Annotated in this window: 18 protein-coding genes and 1 pseudogene; 16 read left to right on the top strand and 3 right to left on the bottom strand. The window is 64.4% G+C overall.

Annotation, left to right across the window (positions count from 1 at the left end):
- The first annotated feature begins 68 nt into the window (after nucleotides 1–68).
- The 14 genes and pseudogenes from istA to LXE91_RS12695 all read left to right on the top strand — a co-directional run bounded on the left by istA (nucleotide 69) and on the right by LXE91_RS12695 (nucleotide 15,561).
- The gene (gene istA / locus LXE91_RS12760) at nucleotides 69–1,562 is read left to right on the top strand and encodes an IS21 family transposase (protein WP_046543663.1); all 1,494 of its coding nucleotides are present in this window, start codon (nucleotides 69–71) and stop codon (nucleotides 1,560–1,562) included.
- Nucleotides 1,559–2,362 carry an IS21-like element helper ATPase IstB gene (gene istB, locus LXE91_RS12755; RefSeq protein WP_046543662.1) on the top strand — a complete coding sequence of 268 codons (804 nt, stop codon included), beginning with the start codon at nucleotides 1,559–1,561 and terminating at the stop codon, nucleotides 2,360–2,362. Before istA ends, istB begins: the two co-directional genes overlap by 4 nt.
- 245 nt (nucleotides 2,363–2,607) lie before the next feature.
- Nucleotides 2,608–3,447 (top strand): phosphonate ABC transporter ATP-binding protein, encoded by an 840-nt coding sequence (gene phnC, locus LXE91_RS12750; RefSeq protein ID WP_003056095.1) that lies wholly within the window; start codon nucleotides 2,608–2,610, stop codon nucleotides 3,445–3,447.
- On the top strand, nucleotides 3,441–4,319 hold the full coding sequence (gene phnD / locus LXE91_RS12745; protein WP_003056094.1) for a phosphate/phosphite/phosphonate ABC transporter substrate-binding protein: 879 nt from the start codon (nucleotides 3,441–3,443) through the stop codon (nucleotides 4,317–4,319). Before phnC ends, phnD begins: the two co-directional genes overlap by 7 nt.
- The gene (phnE, locus tag LXE91_RS12740; RefSeq protein WP_003056093.1) at nucleotides 4,316–5,116 is read left to right on the top strand and encodes a phosphonate ABC transporter, permease protein PhnE; all 801 of its coding nucleotides are present in this window, start codon (nucleotides 4,316–4,318) and stop codon (nucleotides 5,114–5,116) included. The genes phnD and phnE overlap by 4 nt, the downstream gene beginning before the upstream one ends.
- Before the next feature lie 8 nt (nucleotides 5,117–5,124).
- Nucleotides 5,125–6,108, top strand: a complete 984-nt coding sequence (locus LXE91_RS12735) for an NAD(P)-dependent oxidoreductase (RefSeq protein WP_011517523.1) — start codon at nucleotides 5,125–5,127, stop codon at nucleotides 6,106–6,108.
- Between the two features lie 570 nt (nucleotides 6,109–6,678).
- A pseudogene (locus tag LXE91_RS12730) lies at nucleotides 6,679–7,152 on the top strand (LysR substrate-binding domain-containing protein); the annotation flags it as partial.
- Nucleotides 7,149–7,817 carry an epoxyqueuosine reductase QueH gene (locus LXE91_RS12725; protein ID WP_003056085.1) on the top strand — a complete coding sequence of 223 codons (669 nt, stop codon included), beginning with the start codon at nucleotides 7,149–7,151 and terminating at the stop codon, nucleotides 7,815–7,817. The pseudogene LXE91_RS12730 and the gene LXE91_RS12725, both read left to right, overlap by 4 nt.
- 103 nt (nucleotides 7,818–7,920) lie before the next feature.
- Nucleotides 7,921–8,811, top strand: coding sequence for a methylenetetrahydrofolate reductase (locus LXE91_RS12720; RefSeq protein ID WP_227472608.1), 891 nt, complete (start codon nucleotides 7,921–7,923; stop codon nucleotides 8,809–8,811).
- A 795-nt stretch (nucleotides 8,812–9,606) separates the two neighbouring features.
- The gene (locus tag LXE91_RS12715; protein ID WP_039358893.1) at nucleotides 9,607–10,854 is read left to right on the top strand and encodes an ROK family protein; all 1,248 of its coding nucleotides are present in this window, start codon (nucleotides 9,607–9,609) and stop codon (nucleotides 10,852–10,854) included.
- A complete protein-coding gene (locus LXE91_RS12710; RefSeq protein WP_039358896.1) occupies nucleotides 10,841–12,394 on the top strand; it encodes a sugar ABC transporter ATP-binding protein in 1,554 nt (517 codons plus the stop codon). Before LXE91_RS12715 ends, LXE91_RS12710 begins: the two co-directional genes overlap by 14 nt.
- Before the next feature lie 43 nt (nucleotides 12,395–12,437).
- The gene (locus LXE91_RS12705; RefSeq protein WP_039358899.1) at nucleotides 12,438–13,475 is read left to right on the top strand and encodes an ABC transporter permease subunit; all 1,038 of its coding nucleotides are present in this window, start codon (nucleotides 12,438–12,440) and stop codon (nucleotides 13,473–13,475) included.
- A gap of 81 nt (nucleotides 13,476–13,556) precedes the next feature.
- Entirely contained in the window at nucleotides 13,557–14,501 is a 945-nt protein-coding gene (locus tag LXE91_RS12700; protein ID WP_039358902.1) for an ABC transporter substrate-binding protein, read from the top strand.
- A 124-nt stretch (nucleotides 14,502–14,625) separates the two neighbouring features.
- Nucleotides 14,626–15,561 (top strand): carbohydrate kinase family protein, encoded by a 936-nt coding sequence (locus LXE91_RS12695; RefSeq protein WP_039359040.1) that lies wholly within the window; start codon nucleotides 14,626–14,628, stop codon nucleotides 15,559–15,561.
- 22 nt (nucleotides 15,562–15,583) lie between these two features.
- Here the strand turns inward: LXE91_RS12695 and LXE91_RS12690 are convergent, their stop codons facing one another.
- From LXE91_RS12690 to LXE91_RS12680, 3 genes are all read right to left on the bottom strand, one after another.
- Nucleotides 15,584–17,314, bottom strand: coding sequence for a SulP family inorganic anion transporter (locus tag LXE91_RS12690; protein WP_039358904.1), 1,731 nt, complete (start codon nucleotides 17,312–17,314; stop codon nucleotides 15,584–15,586).
- A 7-nt stretch (nucleotides 17,315–17,321) separates the two neighbouring features.
- Nucleotides 17,322–17,948: a ParB-like protein gene (locus LXE91_RS12685; protein WP_039358907.1), complete on the bottom strand. Its 627-nt coding sequence runs from the start codon at nucleotides 17,946–17,948 to the stop codon at nucleotides 17,322–17,324.
- Between the two features lie 136 nt (nucleotides 17,949–18,084).
- Nucleotides 18,085–18,627 (bottom strand): GNAT family N-acetyltransferase, encoded by a 543-nt coding sequence (locus tag LXE91_RS12680; protein ID WP_039359043.1) that lies wholly within the window; start codon nucleotides 18,625–18,627, stop codon nucleotides 18,085–18,087.
- Nucleotides 18,628–18,908: 281 nt separating this feature from the next.
- Between LXE91_RS12680 and LXE91_RS12675 the strand changes: the two genes are divergently transcribed.
- Complete coding sequence (locus LXE91_RS12675) at nucleotides 18,909–20,129, top strand: MFS transporter (RefSeq protein WP_039359046.1); 1,221 nt, start codon at nucleotides 18,909–18,911, stop codon at nucleotides 20,127–20,129.
- Nucleotides 20,130–20,344: 215 nt separating this feature from the next.
- Nucleotides 20,345–21,166 (top strand): TetR/AcrR family transcriptional regulator, encoded by an 822-nt coding sequence (locus LXE91_RS12670; protein WP_039358910.1) that lies wholly within the window; start codon nucleotides 20,345–20,347, stop codon nucleotides 21,164–21,166.
- Nucleotides 21,167–21,273: the final 107 nt, after the last annotated feature.

Here is a 21,273-nt window from a genome sequence, read left to right as displayed (position 1 = left end):
ACGCACGCGCCCGGGGTGCGTTTGCGGTCGGGTTTTAAAGTGGTTTGCCTCTAGAGGAGGCAGCCACCTTGCCCGGCAAACGCATATCGGATCATCAAGTGACCAAGTACAAGGAACTACGCGGCAAGCACAGCCAGGAGGTGGCGGCTGCCAAGGCCGGGGTAAGCGTAGCCAGCGCGCGGCGCATCGAATCGGCGGTGCTGCTGCCGTCCCAGAAGCCGGCGCGCAACTGGCGCACGCGCGCCGACCCGCTGACGGAGGTGTGGGCGGCGGAGGTCGTGCCGATGCTGGAATCGGCCCCTGGGCTGATGGCGGTGACGGTGTTGGAGGAACTGCAGCTTCGATACCCGCAGCGCTTTGACGGCACGGTGTTGCGCACCCTGCAGCGTCGGGTGCGGCAGTGGCGCGCCGAGCACGGTGGCGATCGCGAGATCTTCTTCGCCCAGGAGCATCCGCCCGGCCGGCTTGGGCTGTCGGACTTCACGGTCTGCGACGAGCTGGCCATCACCATCGTCGGCGAGGCCTTGCCGCACCGGCTGTACCAGTTCGCGTTCGCCCACAGTGGTTGGCGCCATGCCTGCATCGTGCTGGGTGGCGAGAGCTTCCAGGCGCTGGCGAGCGGTCTTCAGGAAGCACTATGGATGGCCGGTGGTGTGCCCGAAGAGCATCGCACCGACAGTCTGTCGGCGGCGTTCAACAACCTGGCCGAGCAGGAGGAGCTCACCGCCCGCTACCGCGAGCTGTGCGCGCACTACGGCCTGCGCGCGAGCCGCAACAATCCGGGCGTGAGCCACGAGAACGGTTCGATCGAAGCGCGCCAGGGCAGCCTGAAGACTGCGCTGGATCAGTCGCTGCTGCTGCGCGGCACACGCGAGTTCGCGAGCCTCGATGGTTACGGCCAGTTCGTCGCCGATACCGTGCGGCGGCTGAACGCGCGCTGCGCTCGGACGTGGGAGGTCGAGCGTGCCAGCCTTCGGCCGCTGCCGGCTCGGCGAACGGCGGACTTCGAAGAGGTCGACGCGAGGGTCAGCAAGTTCGGACTGATCAGCATCAAGGCCGCCCACTACAGCGTGCCGTCCAGGCTGGTCGGCCATCGGCTGAAGGTTCGGCTCTACAGCGCGCATCTCGAAGCCTGGCTGGGCGGAGTGAAGGTGTTCGAGTGCGAGCGGTTGCGCAGCAGCGCCCAGACCAAGCATCCCAAGCGCATCGACTGGCGCCACATGCTCCCGTCGCTGCGGCGCAAGCCCGGAGCGTTCGCCCGATGGATGCTGCGCGATGCCATGTTCCCGCGCAGCGAATATGCCCAAGCCTGGGAACGCATGAGCCAGCGACTGAGCGAGCGAGAGGCCTGCCGGTTGATGGTGAACCTGCTCGATCTCGCGGATCGGGCCAATGTGGTGGCCGAGCTCGCCGGAATCCTCAGCGCCTTGGGCGAGCGCAATGAAATCCCCGACATCGAGGTGCTGAGGACGCAGTTCGCACCGCGTCCGGCATTGATGCCATTCGTGGAGGTCATGTTGCCGGCCACCGCGGTGTACGACGAACTGCTGGAGGCCGCATGAACACGATCGCATCCTCGCGCAGCGCCGCCGATGCAGCGCGCCTACCCCTCATGCTGGGGGAGCTGAGGCTTCCCACGATGAAGCGGCTGTGGGCAGACTTGGCCGAGCAGTCCAACCGCGAAGGCTGGCCGGCAGAACGCTTCTTGGGCGTGCTGCTCGAGCAGGAGGTCAACGAGCGTGAGACGCGCCGGCTTGCGCGCGCACGCATCGACAGCCATCTGCCGCCGGACAAGAGCCTGGCAAGCTTCGACTTCGATGCCGTGCCGGCGGTCTCCAAGGCTCACGTCACGGCGTTGGCCGAGGCCGATGGCTGGCTCGCACAAGGGCACAACTTGCTCGCCTTCGGACCGCCGGGCGTCGGCAAGACCCACCTCATCGCCGGCATCGGCCATGCCCTCATCGACCACGGCTACAAGGTCCTCTTCGTGCGCACGAGCGACTTGGTGCAACGCCTGCAAGCGGCGCGCCGAGACCTGCGATTGCCGGGGGAACTCGCCAAGCTCGATCGCTTCGATCTGATCATCCTGGACGATCTGAGCTATGCGCGTCGCGACCAAGCCGAGACCTCGGTGCTGTTCGAGCTGATCGCAGAGCGGTACGAGAGAAAGAGCATCGCCATCACGGCCAACGCACCGTTCTCGGCATGGGACGAGGTCTTCCCCGACAAGGCCATGACGATCGCCGCGGTCGACCGCCTCGTGCATCACGCGACGATCCTGGAGATGAACGTGGACAGCTACCGCCGCCGCGCTGCGTTGCCGGCTCGCCGGCAACGCAGCGCAACGACAACTACTCAATGATCTTGCTCGACCGCACCGCTCAAGATAATTGACGCCCGGCGCTCAGAATAGTTGACGCCGGGCAGTCCAGACATAGGTGTTATCTATAGATACCCCTATTTTTCGGGGTGCAAGTTTCATATTGATGACACGTTCCACGAACAAACTGCACGCATGCCTAGCCGTATCGAACTTCTTTCTGCGGCAAATGTGCGTCATAAGCGCTCTCGCGCTGCTCGCAGGCAGAAACTTGCAAAGGTAACAACATGAAGTTGGAGAAGGACCGAGACGTTCTGAGTCTCAAGGGAGTTTCCGTCCGCTACGTTGACTCGACCGTGGCCTTGCACCCGACGAGTCTGGATGTGAAGCAGGGAGAGTTTTTGGTGCTTCTGGGCGCCTCGGGCGCAGGGAAGTCCACCTTGTTACGAAGCATCAATGGACTGGTGCTGCCCACAAAAGGCGAGGTATCGATACCTGGCCTGGCAGGTGGGGTAGTCAACGCAAAGACGCTGAGAGAGCACCGCAAGCGCTGTGGGATGGTTTTCCAGCAGCATCATCTGATTGGACGTCAGTCGGTCCTCAGGAATGTTCTGATGGGAAAGCTCGGTGACAGGGGTGCATTCGCTTCGCTATGGCCGTGGAGCAAGAAGGACAAGCTGGAGGCGCTCACAGTGATTGAGCGTGTCGGGCTGCTCGAAAAGGCGCTCTCCCGGGCTGATGCCTTGTCTGGGGGGCAGCAGCAGCGCGTAGGCATAGCTAGGGCGCTAATACAGAAGCCACGAATCCTGCTGGCCGATGAGCCTGTTGCCAGCCTGGACCCGGCAACCGCACATAGCGTGCTCACCTTGTTGCATGAGATCTGCAAAAAGGACCACCTCACCGCAATCGTGAGTCTTCACCAGGTGGAGCTCGCGCGCTCGTTTGCAGACCGAATCATTGGGCTCCGCCAGGGAGCTGTTGTATTCGAGGGTAGGGCAGAGCAGCTGAGTCCTGATGTTGCGCGGAACCTCTATGCAAAGCAGTCCAACGCTTCCAACACGAGTGCGTCCACTGATAGCCCCCGAACTCTTCAATCCAGTCAAACCAAGGAGCTCTTGCCATGCTGAATCGCCGTAACTTCTCTCTTGTTGTCAGCGCAGCTTCTTTTGCTGCACTCCTTCCTCTGTGGGCTCATGCGCAGGGAAAGGATCCATCAAAGCTTCGTGTCGCCCTTCTTCCAGATGAGAACGCTGCCAGCATCATCCAGAACGCGCAGCCTCTTAAGCGCTATCTTGAACAGCAGCTCAAGAAGGATGTTGAGATTGTGGTGACTACCGATTACTCCTCGATGATCGAGGCAATGCGGTTCGGTCGGATTGAGGTAGCGTACTTTGGACCGTTTTCGTACGTTTTGGCCAAATCTAAGGCGTCCGGGATTGAGCCCTTTGCGGTGGGCGTTGAACGTGGGTCGCCCACATACCAGTCGGTCCTCATCGCAACGGCCGGAGGGCCGGTGAAAACGCTTGAAGACGTGCGCGGCAAGCCCTTCGGATTTGGCGACCAGGCGTCCACATCAAGCCACCTTGCACCACGTGCACACCTGCTCAAGAAGTACAAGCTTGATGGTGAGAAGGACTATCGGCCAGTTCACCTTGGGGCACATGACGCGGTCGCACGTGCGGTGCAGTCGGGTCAGATTCCAGCCGGGGCTCTGTCCAAGCCGATTCTGGACAACCTCATCGCTCGAGGAAGCATTGATGCCACGAAGATTGTTCAGCTTGACCTTTCTGCTCCCATTCCAAACTATCCGGTCGTCATGCAGGGGGACCTCAAGCCTGAGCTCAAAGCTGCCATCCGCTCTGCCTTTCTGGACATGAAGGATGCTGAGGTGCTCAAGGCGTTTCGTGTCCAGGCGTTTGCCGCCACTGATGACGCTGCATATGACGTCCTTAGGGATACCGCAACCATCCTGAAGCTTGATTTGGGCCGTATGCAATGACCTCGGCTGCATTCGAGAACATCATCAGTCGCGACAAGCGGGAGCAGTTCATTGGACTGCGCAATACAGCGTTCGTCCTTCTGGTTTGCCTTGTAGCCCTGTACGTCACGGGGTTCTTCGATGCACAGCGGTTCATCGAAGGCGCCCCGGCTGTCAAGCAGCTCTCATCTGAGATGGTCCCTCCCAACTTCGACCGCTGGGAGCACTGGGTCATCCCGCTGAGGGACACCTTGGCGATGTCGATTGCCGGCACAGCACTGACTATCGTGCTTTCACTTCCGCTGGCGCTCCTGGCGGCTCCAAACACCACCCCCAATCCTTTGGTGGGAAGAGTGGCCAGAGTCATCCTGGCGGCATTCCGGTCCGTGCCAGAAATCATTCTTGGCATTCTGTTCGTGGCAGCCGTAGGGTTTGGTGCTCTACCTGGGGTGCTCGCACTAGCGTTGCATTCCACGGGAATGGTCGCAAAGTTTTACGCGGAAGCCATTGAGCACGTGGATCCGAAGCCACTTGAAGCAGCTGCTGCGGTAGGCGCAAGCCGCTTTCAGGTCATCTCGCATGCCGTTATCCCCCAAGTCCTTCCACAGTTGGCAGACATAACCATCTATCGCTGGGAGTACCACTTCAGGGCCTCCGCAGTACTTGGCATTGTCGGTGCAGGTGGCATCGGCTTCGAGCTGATGGCAGCACTTCGCCTTGTCAAGTATGACGAGGTCTCAGCCATCCTTCTGTCGATTCTTGCCTGTGTCCTCGTGGTTGACAGCATTGGATCGATGCTGCGAAAGCGTCTCAAGTAAATCGAAAAATGAATCATCGGAAAATCGTCGTAACGCAGCCAGTTCATGAAGAGGTTCTAAGGAAGCTCCAGGCTGAGGGTGAGGTCATCATGAATCCAGGGCCTGACCCCTGGAGCCCCAGCCAGCTCAGGGAGTACCTCGTGGATGCTGATGCCATGATGGCCTTCATGACAGACAGTGTGACCAAAGAGTCGCTGCTGAACGCTCCCAGGCTCAAGACCATCTCCTGTGCACTCAAGGGGTACGACAACTTCGACCTGAGGGCTTGCGCACAAGCCGGGGTGAGCGTCACCTTTGTTCCTGACCTCCTCACAGAGCCCACAGCCGAGCTGGCCATCGGATTGGCTATTGCTGCTGGCAGGAACGTGCTTCAGGGTGACGCCGCTACAAGAGCAGGCTACTCTGGGTGGAGGCCAGCTCTATACGGAACCGGGCTTCATGGGTCGGTGGCCAGCGTGATCGGTCTCGGAAAAGTTGGGCAGGCCATATTGGCGCGACTCGCGGGCTTTGGCTGCGCGCGGCTGCTTGGTGTAGACCCAAGTGTGCGTCTAGATCAGGTCGAACTGGTCACGCTTGATGAGGCTGTCAGCACATCGGACTATGTGTTCCTGGCAGTGCCTCTTGTTAGCGATACGCGCCACCTGGTTGACTCCAGGATGCTTCAACTATCGAAAAAGGGCCAGATCCTTGTAAACGTGGGTAGGGGGTCTGTGGTCGACGAAAGGGCGGTTGTCGATGCCTTGGCGAATGAGCAACTTGGCGCGTACGCCGCTGACGTCTATGAGATGGAAGATTGGCTACTTCCAGACAGACCTCGCGAAATTCATCCGGGATTGACCAACAACGCCAGAACAGTACTCACTCCCCACATCGGCTCGGCTGTGAGACGCGTACGGTTCGAAATTGAAATGCGGGCTGCTGAGAACCTAGTCCGCTCACTCAGGGGCGAGAGTTTGAGTGATGTTGCTGTCGAGGCCAGCGCGGCAGCATAGGTATGGTTGCTCGGCGGTTTGCACGCCAGCTGAAATGGGCGCGGCTTCAGAGCCTATGTCCTATGGCTGGGTGCAACCTGCCCGTGTGATGCCATCCTGCTCGCCAAGGGGAAATGACTTGAGTCATCATCGAAGTGGTTTAGCGATGATGTTCTCTGCACGGCGCAGCTCATGGGGTAAGCCCAAATGGGCGCATGGCAAACACCAGATACTTCGAGGGGTCAGGCTACAACACTGATCGTTCTTGGCCTCTGATAGTGGTTTCAACCCAGGACGTTTCAGCTGAGGTCATTACATTCGGCTCGTAGTAGAGGTGACGCTGCTTTGCGAGTTCTTGGACTGCACGGCTGAACCCTAGGTCTAATACAACCGCACTGCGCAGAGTGTTGAGATGCACCGCCGAAAGTGTCTCCCTCGCCCCTTTAGGGTCTGCCTTAGAGTTCACGCAGACGACGAGGTGCGTTGTCGCTGATAGACTGCTTTGATGCATCTCAATGAATCTAGGCTGTTGATTTCCACGCAGAACTGACCCACCGGGGGCTAGTGGGTCACTTCTGGGTGGAAATCAACACGCTGTTCAAGCCGGGGCTGAAGTTCGAACCCGTGTTCGACTACGAGCAGGTGCTGGTCGTGGCCAAAGACCACCCCCTGGCTTCTACGGCCTACGTGAAGCCCCAGCAGCTGACCCGGGAAGTGCTCATCAGTTACCCCGTGGACATCGAACGCCTGGACATCTACAGCCAGTTCCTGTTGCCGGCCGGCGTGACGCCCAAGCGCCACAAAGCCATCGAAACCACCGACATCATGGTGCAGATGGTGGCCAGCGGCCGCGGTGTCGCCGCGCTGCCGCGCTGGCTGGTCGAGGAATATGCGGCCAGGATGGACGTGGTGCCTGTGCGGCTGGGCGCGCGCGGTATTGCCAAGCAGATCTTCCTGGGCGCACGCGAGGCGGATACCGCCATTGACTACGTGCGGGCCTTCGTCGAACTGGCCCGCCAGCCTGCAACTGCCACCACCGCTATTGCCCAAGGAGCCAAGGGATGAACACCACCGTCGAACGCAAAGCGCTTGCGCTGCCCGGAGGCCACGACAAGGTGCTGCTGCATTCGTGCTGCGCGCCGTGCTCAGGCGAGGTCATGGAGGCCATGCTGGCCTCGGGCATTGACTACACCATCTTTTTCTACAACCCCAACATTCATCCGCTCAAGGAATACGAGCTGCGCAAGAACGAGAACATCCGCTTCGCGGAGCAGTTCGGCGTGCCCTTCGTCGATGCGGACTACGACCGGGACAACTGGTTCGAGCGCGCCAAGGGCATGGAGCACGAGCCCGAACGCGGCGTGCGCTGCACCATGTGCTTCGACATGCGTTTCGAGCGCACGGCGCTGTATGCGCATGAGCACGGCTTTCCGGTGATCACCAGTTCCCTGGGCATCTCGCGCTGGAAGAACATGCAGCAGATCAATGACTGCGGCGTGCGTGCGGCGGCCAAGTACTCTGGCCTGATGTACTGGGAATACAACTGGCGCAAGGGCGGCGGCTCGGCGCGCATGATCGAGATCAGCAAGCGCGAGAACTTCTACCAACAGGAATACTGCGGCTGCGTCTACTCGCTGCGCGACACGAACCGCCACCGCGTGGAAAGCGGCCGCGAGCGCATCCAGCTCGGCGTGACGTTCTACGGTGACGAACAGCCCCCCAAAGATTGACGCGCCTTGCCGGGTGAGCGATGCCGCTCCATGGCTTCCAACCGACCCGATCAGCGCTGGCGGGTCGGAACTCTCCCAACAGTCGCCAGATATGGCAAGCCCCTTGCTTCATTCCGACAAGTCCAAGCCCATCGGCAACATCACCGACGCCTATTCGTTAGAGGTCAACGCGAAGGATATCTCTGCGCTGACCGCAGCGGCGCCGCGTGTATTGCCCGGGTCAACCATTTCCATTCCCTACCTGGCGAACCAGGACAACGACGCGCGACTGGCCGCAGCGCAGGCCGTTCGCGGACTCGGCTTTGAGCCCATGCCTCACCTCGCTGCACGCCGTATCGCCTCGTTCGCAAAACTGGAGTCGTTCATCCAGCGCGCGGTCGCGGAAGCCGGCGTCAAGCGTTGCTTCGTGATCGCTGGAGATCCGTCCACCCCGCTGGGGCCGTTTGCCGACAGCTCCTCACTGATCGAATCAGGCGTGTTCGAGCGCTCGGGCATTCAGATGGTCGGCGTGGGTGGCCATCCCGAGGGCCATCCGGTCATGAGCACATCTGATCGTTGGAAAGTGCTCGAACACAAGTGTCGCTGCATCGAAGGGCGCGGCATGGCGCCCTTGATCGTCACGCAATTTGCCTTCGATGCCGACATCGTGCTGGCCTGGCTGGAAGCCCTGCGCGGGCGTGGCGTCGAACATCCCGTACGCGTGGGCGTGCCGGGCCCTGCAGGCGTGGCGGTGCTGGCGCGCTATGCCGCCTTGTGTGGCGTTAGCGCATGCGCGTCGATGTTGTCCAAGTACGGCATCTCGATCAGCAAGCTGTTCGGCATAGCAGGCCCGGATCTCTTTGTGGATCGTCTGACCACCCGCCTGACCGAAGCACATGGAAAGGTGAGCCTGCATTTCTTTCCATTCGGAGGCATCGCTCAGTCCGTGAAGTGGGTAGAGCAGTACTGCTCGCGTGCCGAGCCTGAACAACCCATCGACACGGCTCCCATGTGATTACTGCGCCTCCAGCAGTCGCTTGCACTGGCATGCCCCATAGAAGCAGACCTCGTTGGGGCGAACGCTTCGAGAGCATCCTACCGCCCGCCTCAGCCTTCGCGTTGCGCAAGCGCCCCATGGGCGCGATCCCATTGGCACAGGACACACGCGGCCAACATCACCGGACGCAGGCGCAAGTGCCACATCGAAATGGATCGCCCGCATCATCGGCTTCGACGGTGCGAGCTATCGATTGGCAGATTGGGGGGGCAAACACGATAAACGCCCTTCTCGAACTGCCTTCTGTAGGAAGATGGTGATAGACCGAAACTTTGATGATGCGACTTTGCTCGCTGAGACATCCTTACGTTTGCCACTGCAAAGCGCCTATGTGGCACCTAGCTCGCAAATCAGCAAGGATGCGTAGCGACCAAAATATGGACTAACCTGTTATTCCATAAGACCTTTTACGGAACTGTCCGTCTACATCAAAGACTTGACAGCGGACATTTTTCATTTCCGGCGCCGGAAACACACCTCCCTCCCCGTCCTCGAAAGCAAAGCAGTCGCTTTGGTTGCGCGTCCGCCAGCGAGCCGGCACGACAAGCGGTAAATCGGGCAACGACCCGGTGCCACGCGCTCAGACCACTTCGCCGCACGCCATCCCCGATTCCCGACATCCCGCCGCAGCACCCCGCCTCCGCCCCAAAACCGGGATTTCCCTAGGCTGACATGCGGCCGCTCACGCGGTTAAATAAATCAACGTGATTTATTTAATGCGCCACCGAACGGCGCACCATGGAAGGAGACGCCATGAGAAGCCCGCACTTCGGCCAGGGAAGCAACTCGGCCAACGTGCGCCGTTACAACGAGCGCCTGCTGCTGAAGACGTTGCGCCGCGCAGGCAGCGCGTCGAAGGCCGACCTCGCCCGCCTCGCGAGCATGACGGGAACGGCGGTCGGCAGCATCATCGCGTCGCTCGCCGATGCGAAGCTGATCGAATTCGCGGGCCGCACCGAAGGCCAGCGCGGCCAGCCGGCCTCACTGATCCGCCTCGACCCGAGCGGCGCGTTCGGCATCGGCGTCCATCTCGACCGCATGCGCATCGAAACGGCACTCGTCAACTTCGCCGGCGACGTGCTCGGCCGCCGCTCGCACGACACGCTGCTGCCGCCGCCCGCCGATGTGCTCGAAATCGTCCGCCACGACATCGACGCGATGCAGGCGCTGCTCCCCGACCACGAGCGCGCCCGCCTGACCGGCGTCGGCGTCGCGCAGCCTTACAACCTCGGCGCGTGGATGCGCGAGCTCGGCCTCGCACCCGACACGTTCCGCGCGTGGGAGGACGTCGATTTCGCGGCCGACCTCGGCCGCACGCTGTCGCTGCCGGTATTCGGCGAAAACGACGGCAACGCGGCCGCGATCGCCGAACTGTTCTACGGATACGGCCGGCAGTGCGACGACTTCGTCTACCTGTTCATCGGGCCGGCGATCGGCGGCGGCATCGCGATCGACGGCGATTGCCTGCGCGGCGTGACCGGCAATGCGGGCGACATCGCGGTCATCCCCGTGCCGCCGAGCCGGCTGGCCTCCGCGCCGCCGCCGCGCGGCCCGTGGGACATCCTGCTCGCGCGTGCATCGCTGCATGCGCTCGTACGCCATCTGCGCCATCACGGCGAGACGGTCGACAACCGGGCCGATCTCGAAGCGTGCATCGCTCGCGGCCTGCCCGCCGTCGACGAATGGATCGACGATTGCGTCGACGCGCTGGCGCCGGCATTGCGCGCGGTGCTGTGCGTGGTCGATGCGCCGGTGGTCGTGCTCGACGCCGATACCGACGCGGGCCTGCTCGACGCGGTCACGACGCGCCTGCGCGCGGCGCTCGTGGCCACCGCGCCCGAAGCGCGCGGCACGCCGGTGCTCGTACGCGGCACGTTCGGCGCCGATGCCGGTGCGATCGGTGCGGCCACGCTGCCGATGTTCTTCAACTTCTCCCCGCGGGCCGGCATCCTCAAGGGCGCCCGCACCGACTCGCAGGAGGTCAACCATGTCGCGATCTGAGTCGCCCCGCCCGTTGCTCGAGATGCGCGGGATCAGCAAGACGTTCCCGGCCGTGCGCGCGCTCGACAACGTCAGCCTGACCGTCTATCCCGGCGAGATCCACTCGCTGATGGGCGAAAACGGCGCCGGCAAATCGACGCTGATGAAAATCCTGTCGGGCGCATACCGCGCCGACGCCGGCGGCGAGATCCTGATCGACGGCGCCCGCATCGACATCGACGGCCCGCTTGCCGCGCGCGATGCGGGCGTCGCGGTGATCTACCAGGAACTGTGCCTGTCGCCGAACCTGAGCGTCGCGGAAAACATCTACATCGGCCGCGAACTGCGGCGCGGCAACCGGCGCTGGGGCACGATCGACCGCGCGGCGATGGCGCGCGGCTGCGAGGACGTGCTCGCGCGCCTCGGTGCATCGTTCGGCCCCGACACACTCGTCGGTACGCTGTCGATCGCGGAGCAGCAACTCGTCGAGATCGCGCGTGCCGTGCACACCCGCGCACGCATCCTCGTGATGGACGAGCCGACCACGCCGCTGTCCTCGCGCGAAACCGAGCACCTGTTCCGCCTGATCCGCCAGTTGCGCGAGGAAGGTCTCGCGATCATCTACATCAGCCACCGGATGGCGGAAATCTACGAGCTGTCCGACCGGGTGTCGGTGCTGCGCGACGGCACGTACGTCGGCACGCTCGAACGCGCATCGCTGTCGGCCGAGCGCCTCGTCGCGATGATGGTCGGGCGCGACATCTCCGGCTTCTACAAGAAGGAACATGCACCGTACGACCCCGGCCACCTGCTGCTGTCGGTGCGCGACATCGCCGACGGCGCGCGCGTGCGCGGCTGCAGCCTCGACCTGCACGCCGGCGAAGTGCTCGGCATCGCGGGGCTCGTCGGTGCAGGCCGCACCGAACTCGCGCGGCTGATCTTCGGCGCCGAACCACGTGTGCGCGGCGACGTGAAGGTGGGCGAACGCACGTTCGGCGCGCACTCGCCGCGCGACGCAATCGACGCGGGCCTCGTCTACCTGACCGAAGACCGCAAGCGCCAGGGCCTGTTCCTCGACATGAGCGTGCGCGACAACATCAACATCTCGGTCTGCAACCGAGACGCGCGGCTCGGTGCACTCGATCTCGCGCGCGGCGCCGAACGCGCGCAGGACGCCATTGCGTCGCTGTCGATCCGCGTGCCGAACGCGAACGTCAACGTCGGCGCGCTGTCGGGCGGCAACCAGCAGAAAGTGCTGCTGTCGCGCCTGCTCGAGACGAAGCCGCGCGTGCTGATTCTCGATGAACCGACGCGCGGCGTCGACATCGGCGCGAAATCCGAGATCTACCGGATCATCAACGAACTGGCCCGGGCCGGCGTGGGTGTCATCGTGATCTCGAGCGAACTGCCGGAGATCATCGGTGTCGCAGACCGCGTGCTCGTGATGCGCGAAGGGGAAATCGCCGGAGAGCTTGGCGGATACACGCCGACTCCCATCACGCAGGAAGCCATCATCGCGCTCGCCACCGGCTCGCAAGCCGAGCTCGCCGACGCGCACTGAGCCGCGCCCTTTTTCATTTCTTTCTTACACTCAGGTTACCGAAATGATCAACCCGACCAAGCAGCGGAACCTCGCTTCCGCGACGGCCCAGCCGGTGGCCACCCGTACGCCGCTATTGCGCGGCGCCGATCAACGCGCCCGCATGCAGTCGCTGATCCGCACCGCCGGCATGCTGCCGGTGCTGCTGGTTCTGTGCATCGGCTTCGGCTTTCTGACCGACGGTTTCTTCACGCTGCAGAACCTGTCGATCGTCACGCAGCAGGCGTCGATCAACATCGTGCTCGCCGCCGGCATGACCTTCGTGATCCTGACGGGCGGCATCGACCTGTCGGTCGGCTCGGTGCTCGCCGCCGCGGCCGTCGCGGCGCTGCTCGCGTCGACCATCCCCGGCTGGGGCTGGCTCGGCGTGCCGTTCGCGCTCCTCGTCGGCCTCGTGTTCGGCGCGATCAACGGCGGCCTGATCTCGTTCCTGCGCCTGCCGCCGTTCATCGTCACGCTCGGCGCGATGACGGCCGTGCGCGGCGTCGCACGCCTGATCGGGAACGACACGACCGTGTTCAATCCGCAACTGCCGTTCGCGTTCATCGGCAACGGCACGATCCTCGGCGTGCCGTGGCTCGTCGTGATCGCGTGCGCGGTGATCGCGATCTCGTGGTTCATCCTGCGCCGCACGGTGCTCGGGATGCGCATCTATTCGGTCGGCGGCAATCCGGAAGCCGCCCGCCTGTCGGGCATCAACGTGCGGGCGATCCAGTTGTTCGTGTACGCGGCGTCGGGGCTGCTCGCCGGCCTTGGCGCGGTAATGTCGGCCGCGCGGCTCTATGCGGCCAACGGCCTGCAGCTCGGCCAGTCGTACGAACTCGACGCGATCGCCGCGGTGATCCTCGGCGGCACGAGCTTCGTCGGCGGCGTCGGCTCGATCGTCGGCACGCTGATCGGTGCGCTGATCATCGCGGTGCTGACCAACGGGCTCGTGCTGCTCGGCGTGTCCGACATCTGGCAGTACATCATCAAGGGGCTCGTGATCATCGGCGCCGTCGCGCTCGACCGCTACCGCCAGCGTGATTCGGCCCGTACCTGAGCCCCGCCCGTCCATTCAACCCGGCGGCGCAGGCCGATCCCTGCGCCCGCCCGCCAAGCAACTTCACGGAGACACAACGACATGTTCAAGCACAAAGCCGCCCTGACCGCCGTCGCCTGCGCACTCGCCTTCGGCGCTTCCGCCGCGCACGCGGCCGACAAGCCGCTCAAATCGATCGGCGTCACGGTCGGGTCGCTCGGCAACCCGTACTTCGTCACGATCGTCAAGGGCGCCGAGGCGCGCGCCAAGCAGATCAACCCGAATGCGAAAGTCACGGCCGTATCGGCCGACTACGACCTGAACAAGCAGTTCACGCAGATCGACAACTTCATCTCCGCACACGTCGACATGATCCTGCTCAACGCAACCGATCCGAAGGCGATCGAGCCGGCGGTGAAGAAGGCGCAGGCGGCCGGCATCACGGTCGTTGCGGTCGACGTCGCGGCGGCCGGCGCGAACGCGACCGTGCAGACCAACAACGTGAAGGCCGGCGAGCTGGCATGCGACTACATCGCGAAGAAGCTCAACGGCAAGGGCAACGTGATCATCGAGAACGGCCCACAGGTGTCGGCCGTGATCGATCGCGTCAACGGCTGCAAGACCGTGCTCGCGAAAAACGCCGGCATCAAGGTGCTGTCGAGCGACCAGGACGGCAAGGGCTCGCGTGAAGGCGGGATGAACGCGATGCAGGGCTACCTGACGCGCTTTCCGAAGCTCGACGCGGTGTTCACGATCAACGACCCGCAGGCGATCGGCAGCGATCTCGCCGCGAAACAGCTGAACCGCCCGAACATCGTGATCACGTCGGTCGACGGCGCACCCGATATCGAGGTCGCGCTCAAGTCGAATACGCTCGTGCAGGCGTCGTCGAGCCAGGACCCGTGGGCGATGGCGCAGCAGGCCGTCAACGTCGGCTACGGCATCATGAACGGCCAGAAGCCGGCCAACCCGATGATCCTGATCGAGCCGACGCTCATCACGCGCGACAACGTGAAGAGCTACAAGGGCTGGAGCACCCCGCGCTGATCGCGCCCAACTGCGCAACCGGGTGGTGTCGGGCCGCGTCGCAGCACGCGACGGCCCGCACTGCCCGTCTTTTCAGATCAACCGCTGCATCGCCGCGCATACCACCGCGGCACAAGGTTTCGACATGACGACGACGTTTCCCCGCCTGATCGTATTCGGCGAAGCATTGACCGATTTCATCCGCGACGACGCGCAGCACTGGCACAGCGTCGCCGGCGGCTCATGCTGGAACGTCGCGCGCGTCGGTGCGCGACTCGGCGTGCCGACGGCCTTCGCCGGCACGGTCAGCCGCGACACCTTCGGTGACGAGCTGATGCGCAAGAGCGCCGACGCGGGGCTCGACCCGCGCTTCATCCGGCAGGTCGATCGCGCGCCGCTGCTCGCGATGGTCGTGTCGAAGCAACCGCCCCATTACTTCTTCATCGGCGAGAACAGCGCCGATCTCGCGTTCGATCCGGCGGACCTGCCCGCCGGCGCACTCGACGCAGCCGAGATCGTGCACGTCGGCTCGCTCGGTGTCGTGCGCGAGCCGCTCGCGTCGCGCCTCATCGAGGTTGCGCAAGCAGCGCGGGCGGCCGGCAAGCGGATCTCGTTCGACCCGAACTTCCGCGCACCGATGGCCGCGCCGTCGTATCGCGACACACTGCGCCGACTGGCCGGGCTCGCCGACTGGATCAAGGTGTCCGACGAGGATCTGCGCGGGCTCTTTCCCGAACTCGATGAAGCCGCCGCGCTCGCGCAATTGCGCGCATGGGCGCCGGACGCCGCGATGCTCGTCACGCGCGGGGCATCCGGCATGCAGCTCCTGCATCGCGACATCGTGCTGTTCCAGCCCGCGTTCCCGACCGAAGTGGCCGACACCGTCGGCTGCGGCGATGCGAGCATCGGCGGCTGGCTCGCGAGCCAGCTCGCGCGTCCCGACGCATCACTCGCCGAACATCTGCGCTACGCAGCCGCGTGCGCGGCGGTCGCCTGTGCGCATGCAGGCGCCTATGCGCCGACGGCGGCCGAAGTGACCGCCATGATCGATCGCTCCGCCGACGCCGTGGTTTCGCCATAGCGCGCGCCGGCGCGCCGCCTCGTCACGCGGCGGTCGTGCCGCCGCTGCCGTTCGGCGGCATCCCGGCCTGCAGCAGTTGCAGGCTCTCGTCGACGCTCAGTTCGGACATCGCATCGTCGTGCAGCGTATCGTCCGCCGCTCGGCGCAGCGCGTGCAGCGCGTGCACCTTGAGCCGCACGATCGCGAGCCGCAACCCGCGCGCCGTGCATTCTGCCGCGAACGTGCGTAACGACTCGATCGTCGTACTGTCGATGTCCGGCGTTTCCTCGAGGCTCAGCATCACGGTATGCGCGTCCGGCGCGGCCTTCATCAGCGCACGCACGCGGTTCAGCATCCGGTCCGCATTCGCGAAGAACAGTTGCGCCTCGGGCCGCACGATCAGCACGCCAGGCACCGGCTTCGCGTCGGCATGGCTCGCCACGTCGACGAAATCGTGACTGTCGCGCAGCCTGCCGAGCACGCTGACATTCGGCTCGGACAGCTTGCGCAGCGTCAGCAGCAGGCTCACGCCGATGGCCGCGAGCAACCCGTGCAGCACGCCGAGCACGAGCACCGCGAGCAGCGCGGCGATCACGACGAGCCGGTCGCGGTGCCAGGCCCAGTACGGCCGGAATACCGACGGATGCAGCGAGTGGCTCACCGCGAAGATCACGATCGCCGCGAGCACGGGCTCCGGCGTGCGCGCGAGCTGCGGCAGCAGCAGCCAGACGATCAGTGCGACCACGCCCGCCGCCCACAGGCCGGCAAAGCGCGACTGCGCACCGGCCGCTTCGTTCGCCGAGGTCGCCGAATAGCCCGCACCGACCGGCATCCCGTGCAGCAAGCCCGACACGAGGTTCGCGCAGCCGAGCGCGACGAGGTCGCGGTTCGGCGACACGCTGTCGCCGTGCTTCAGCGCGAAGTTGCGGATCGACCCGTACGATTCCGCGTACAGGATCAGCATCAGCGCGAACGCAAGCTCGATGGTCTGCATCCACGCGTTGCGGTCGAGGGTCGGCAGGCCGAACTCGATATGCTTGAAATCGATGTGGCCGACGATCGCGATCCCGTATCGCTGCCAGTCGATCGCATAGCCGGCTGCGATCGACAGCACGATCACGACGAGTGTCGCGGGCACGCGTGAGCTCCGCCCGAGCGCGAACAGCAACGCCAGTGCGATCGCACCGACTACGACGCTCGCGAGATTCGCATGCGGCGCGCCGGTGATCAGGTCGAGCGCGACATGCGGCGCATCGCTGTGCTGCACGGAGATCGCGAGGATCTTCGGCAACTGCTTGACGACGATCGTCAGCGCGAGGCCGAACGTGAAGCCGCGCAACACCGGCCGTGCGACGAAGTCCGACATGCCGCCGAGCCGCGCGGCGCCCGCCAGGATGAACAGCACGCCCGTCATCGCGACGAGCGCCGCCGCGAGCGCGAGCTGCGCCGCAAGCGCCATCCCCGACTCCGCGAGCACCGTCGCCGCGAGCACGGCGGCCGACGACGACGTCGACGATACGATCGCGAAGCGGCTACTGCCGGTGAGCGCATAGACGACGAGCCCCGACAGCAACGCGATGAGACCGGCCTGCGGCGGCAGGTTCGCGAGCCCCGCGTACGCGACCGCCTCGGGGATCAGCAGCCCCGCGATCGACAGGCCGGCCAGCGCATCGAGACCGATGCGTCGCGTGGCCGGCGGCGAGGCCGCGTCGAGCGCGGCGAAATGGTCGGCATGCTGCGGGCCGGCGTCGGGGCGGATCGGGGCGGTCGTCATGAGGCGGTCAGGGCTTGACGGCGATGACGCCCGACCAGCCGGGCAGATAGCGTGCATCCTGCTCATGCGCGCGATGCAGTGCGATGTCGAGCGCCTTCGCGAAGTTCTTGCGGATCTGGTCGAGCGACACGTGCTGGCGCAGGTAGTCGGCCCACAGGAATTCGCTGAACGGCGTCGCATCCTTCGCATAGCCGCCCGCCGTGCGCAGTTCGCCGGCGAGGCTCCGGTACGGATCGTCCACGAGCCCCGTCAGCGCCTTCGGCAGATTCGCATAGTCGCGACGCGTGCCGTCCGCGCCGAACGGATGCACCCACTGGTTGTGTTCCATCATCCGCCAGAAGATCGTGTCGTCGAGCCACGACAGGTCCTTCAGCAGCATCGCGTTCACGCGTGCCTCGCCTTCCTCGATCAGCGCGAGGCCGAGGTGGTGGTGGTCGGTGATGTAGTGCAGCCCGCCCGGGCCAATCACGGCCGGGAACCAGTGCGATTCGATCGCGGCCTTGCGCGCGCGCTTGTTGAGCGCTTTCCAGTGCTTGCGCTTCGCCTTCACTTCGCGATAGCCGACCGTCATCTGCGTGGGACGCAGTTCTTCAAGCTTGACGGGAATCAGGTGAACATCGTTGCCGAGAGCCATGGTCGTACCCCATGTTGCGAAATTCCGGCAACGATACTCCTGATCGCGCGAGCCGTTAATACGTCATGACCTCGATATGCCTCCGGTTGACTATCTCTGACAACCGCCCGACGGCCCGGCCGCGCACGGCGCCGTGCTATGCGCGCAGATCGTTGCGTTCGAGACGATGTCGAATGTAAGGAATGCCGTCGTGCACGATGCTCACGCGACGCATCCCGAGCTTGCGTGCGACATTCAGCGAGCCGCTGTTGGCTTCCGCGATATCGGCGATCACGCGCGGCAGGCGCACGGTGTCGAATGCGTGACGCACGACGGCCGCCGCGGCTTCGCTCGCGATGCCGCGCCCCCATGTCGAACGCACCAGCCGCCAGCCGATCTCGACGTCGTGCGCGCCGTCCGCATAGTCGGGAATCAGCAGGATCCAGCCGACGAACGCATCGGGCGCGGTCTTCTCGAAGATCGACCAGTAGCCGAGGCCCGGCGGATAGTCGCACGTGATCCGGTGCGTGACGAAGCGCCGATGCTCGACGGGATCGTGCCACGGCCCCGCGATGTGCCGCGTGACCTCGGGATCGCGATCCATCGCGAGGCACGCGTCGAGATCGGCCAGCACGCGCGGACGCAACCACAGCCGGGCAGTCTCGAGCACGGGCAGCGTGGCGGCGGAACGTTCGGTCATCGGGACTCCTGATTCGGTGACGATGCGCATCGGGCGCATTACAAAACAAATACAAACAACCTTCCGGAAGGATACAGATGCCTGTCGCCGGTTTCATGCGACGGCATTGCCATTTCCGAAACAGTTCATTTCCTAGGGATTATTCCCGATTCGACGTTATCGCGCCCCACATCGTCCGGTACCGCGGCCTACACTCGATCCATGCCCCCGCACCGCGCGCAAGCCGGGCCGGCATCCGCATGCACAACGTGAGCGCGCAAGCCAACGAGGAGACCTCGGACATGAGCTGGACCCGCGAGCAACGCAACGTCACGATCGCCGCCTACCTGGGCTGGACGCTCGATGCGTTCGATTTCTTCCTGATGGTCTTCGTGCTGAAGGACATCGCCGCCGAATTCGGGTCGACGATTCCCGCCGTCGCGTTCGCGCTCACCCTGACGCTCGCGATGCGCCCGCTTGGCGCCCTGATCTTCGGCCGGCTCGCCGATCGCTTCGGCCGTCGCCCCACGCTGATGGTCAACATCGCCTGCTACTCGCTGCTCGAACTCGCGTCGGGTTTCGCGCCGAGCCTGACCGCGCTGCTCGTGCTGCGCGCGTTGTTCGGCGTCGCGATGGGCGGCGAATGGGGTGTCGGCTCCGCACTGACGATGGAAACCGTGCCGACCCATGCGCGCGGCTTCGTGTCGGGGCTGCTGCAGGCCGGCTATCCGAGCGGCTACCTGCTCGCGTCCGTCGTGTTCGGCCTGTTCTACCAGTACATCGGCTGGCGCGGAATGTTCATGGTCGGCGTGCTGCCCGCGCTGCTCGTGCTGTACGTGCGCTCGCACGTGCCCGAATCGCCGGCATGGAAGCAGATGGAAAAGCGCCCGCGCCCGAGCCTCGGCAGCACACTGAAGCAGAACTGGAAGCTCACGATCTACGCGATCGTGCTGATGACCGCATTCAACTTCTTCTCGCACGGCACGCAGGATCTCTATCCGACGTTCCTGCGCGAACAGCATCACTTCGATCCGCATACCGTGTCGTGGATCACGATCGTGCTGAACATCGGCGCGATCGTCGGGGGCCTGTCGTTCGGCGCGATCTCGGAACGGATCGGACGCCGTCGCGCCATCTTCATCGCCGCGTTGATCGCCCTGCCCGTGCTGCCGCTGTGGGCGTTCTCGAGTGGCCCGGTTGCCCTCGCCGCGGGGGCGTTCCTGATGCAGATCTCGGTGCAGGGTGCGTGGGGCGTGATCCCGGTTCACCTGAACGAGATCTCGCCCGACGAGATCCGCGCGACCTTCCCCGGCGTCGTCTACCAGCTCGGCAACCTGCTCGCGTCGGGCAACGCGACGATGCAGGCCTCGCTCGCCGTTTCGAACCACAACAATTACGGCTTCGCGCTCGCGCTCGTGGCCGGCATCGTCGCCGTCGTGATCGCCGTGCTGATCCTGTTCAGCCGCGAGCGGCGCGGCATCGACATGACGCAATCGGTCAATACGCGTAGCACGGTCGCCTGACCCCGCGCATTGCCGCACCGCATCATCGCGCGTGCCCCGTCCGGTCGAGGGCACGCGCGAGACTTTCCGCATTCGCACATCGAACTAGAGGAATTTGTCCAGATTCCCCGCTTGCCCGCTCGGTCCGCGATTTTTTATCTTAATAAAAACGACTGTTTGAATCAGACAAACAAATTACCAGTTCGCGGCCGGGTGACCGGCATGGGAGGCGGGACATGGCAGTAAGTCAGGAGGGACGGCCATCCGCGGGACGGCCGTCCGGGGCACGGTCATCCGGCACGCGGCAGACCGGCGGGACGAAGGCACGCATTCTCGATGCGGCCGAGGATCTCTTCATCGAACATGGCTTCGAGGCGATGTCGATGCGCCAGATCACCTCGCGCGCGGCGGTCAACCTCGCCGCGGTCAACTACCACTTCGGCAGCAAGGAAGCGCTGATCCACGCGATGCTGTCGCGCCGGCTCGACCAGCTCAACCAGGAGCGCCTCGGCATCCTCGACCGCTTCGATGCGCAACTCGGCACCCACATCACCTGCGAGCACGTGCTCGGCGCGATGTTCATTCCCGCGCTGAAAGCGTCGCGCGATCCAGAACGCGGCGGCCCCGGCTTCCTGCGCCTGATCGGCCGTGCGTACACCGATCCGTCGCCGTTCGTGCGCAACTTCCTGACCGCGCACTACGCGAGCGTCGCGGGTCGCTTCTTCGACGCGTTCCAGCGCGCATTGCCGCACCTGCCGCGCACGGAACTCGGCTGGCGCCTGCACTTCGCGATCGGCGCGCTGTCCGGTGCGCTTGCGGGCGCCGAAACGGAAAGCCTGATCGACGAGTTCTCGCAAGGCCGCACGATGAACGACGTGCAGATGATCGCGCGACTGTCGTCGCTGATCGTCGCCGCACTGAAAGCGCCGATGCCGGACAGCGCGCAACTGTCGATCTTCGCGGCCGTACTCGACGATGCGGGGGCCAGCGAAGCGTTCGGGCTGCCGCAGTCGGCCCCGACCTCCGTCGGCGCGGCGACGCTGCATTCCACGAACTGAGCGCGCGAGGCCACGCGCGGCTTCCTGTTCACGTATTGATTGAAACGCGCAGTCAGGCGGGGCGTCGAGGCGCCCCGTCGATCGACCGTGCGGCATGGGGCACGGGC

Origin of the sequence: Burkholderia contaminans (genome assembly GCF_029633825.1) — a bacterium.
Classification (GTDB): Bacteria; Pseudomonadota; Gammaproteobacteria; order Burkholderiales; family Burkholderiaceae; genus Burkholderia; species Burkholderia contaminans.
This window is presented reverse-complemented; position numbering and strand designations above follow the sequence as displayed.

Coding starts and splice junctions, on each gene's coding strand:
- LXE91_RS12680 (WP_039359043.1), bottom strand. CDS start 18,627: ATGACCGAACGTTCCGCCGCCACGCTGCCCGTGCTCGAGACTGCCCGG.
- LXE91_RS12715 (WP_039358893.1), top strand. CDS start 9,607: ATGAGAAGCCCGCACTTCGGCCAGGGAAGCAACTCGGCCAACGTGCGC.
- phnC (WP_003056095.1), top strand. CDS start 2,608: ATGAAGTTGGAGAAGGACCGAGACGTTCTGAGTCTCAAGGGAGTTTCC.
- phnE (WP_003056093.1), top strand. CDS start 4,316: ATGACCTCGGCTGCATTCGAGAACATCATCAGTCGCGACAAGCGGGAG.
- LXE91_RS12690 (WP_039358904.1), bottom strand. CDS start 17,314: ATGACGACCGCCCCGATCCGCCCCGACGCCGGCCCGCAGCATGCCGAC.
- LXE91_RS12695 (WP_039359040.1), top strand. CDS start 14,626: ATGACGACGACGTTTCCCCGCCTGATCGTATTCGGCGAAGCATTGACC.
- istB (WP_046543662.1), top strand. CDS start 1,559: ATGAACACGATCGCATCCTCGCGCAGCGCCGCCGATGCAGCGCGCCTA.
- LXE91_RS12705 (WP_039358899.1), top strand. CDS start 12,438: ATGATCAACCCGACCAAGCAGCGGAACCTCGCTTCCGCGACGGCCCAG.
- LXE91_RS12735 (WP_011517523.1), top strand. CDS start 5,125: ATGAATCATCGGAAAATCGTCGTAACGCAGCCAGTTCATGAAGAGGTT.
- LXE91_RS12685 (WP_039358907.1), bottom strand. CDS start 17,948: ATGGCTCTCGGCAACGATGTTCACCTGATTCCCGTCAAGCTTGAAGAA.
- LXE91_RS12675 (WP_039359046.1), top strand. CDS start 18,909: ATGAGCTGGACCCGCGAGCAACGCAACGTCACGATCGCCGCCTACCTG.
- LXE91_RS12725 (WP_003056085.1), top strand. CDS start 7,149: ATGAACACCACCGTCGAACGCAAAGCGCTTGCGCTGCCCGGAGGCCAC.
- LXE91_RS12710 (WP_039358896.1), top strand. CDS start 10,841: ATGTCGCGATCTGAGTCGCCCCGCCCGTTGCTCGAGATGCGCGGGATC.
- LXE91_RS12700 (WP_039358902.1), top strand. CDS start 13,557: ATGTTCAAGCACAAAGCCGCCCTGACCGCCGTCGCCTGCGCACTCGCC.
- phnD (WP_003056094.1), top strand. CDS start 3,441: ATGCTGAATCGCCGTAACTTCTCTCTTGTTGTCAGCGCAGCTTCTTTT.
- LXE91_RS12670 (WP_039358910.1), top strand. CDS start 20,345: ATGGCAGTAAGTCAGGAGGGACGGCCATCCGCGGGACGGCCGTCCGGG.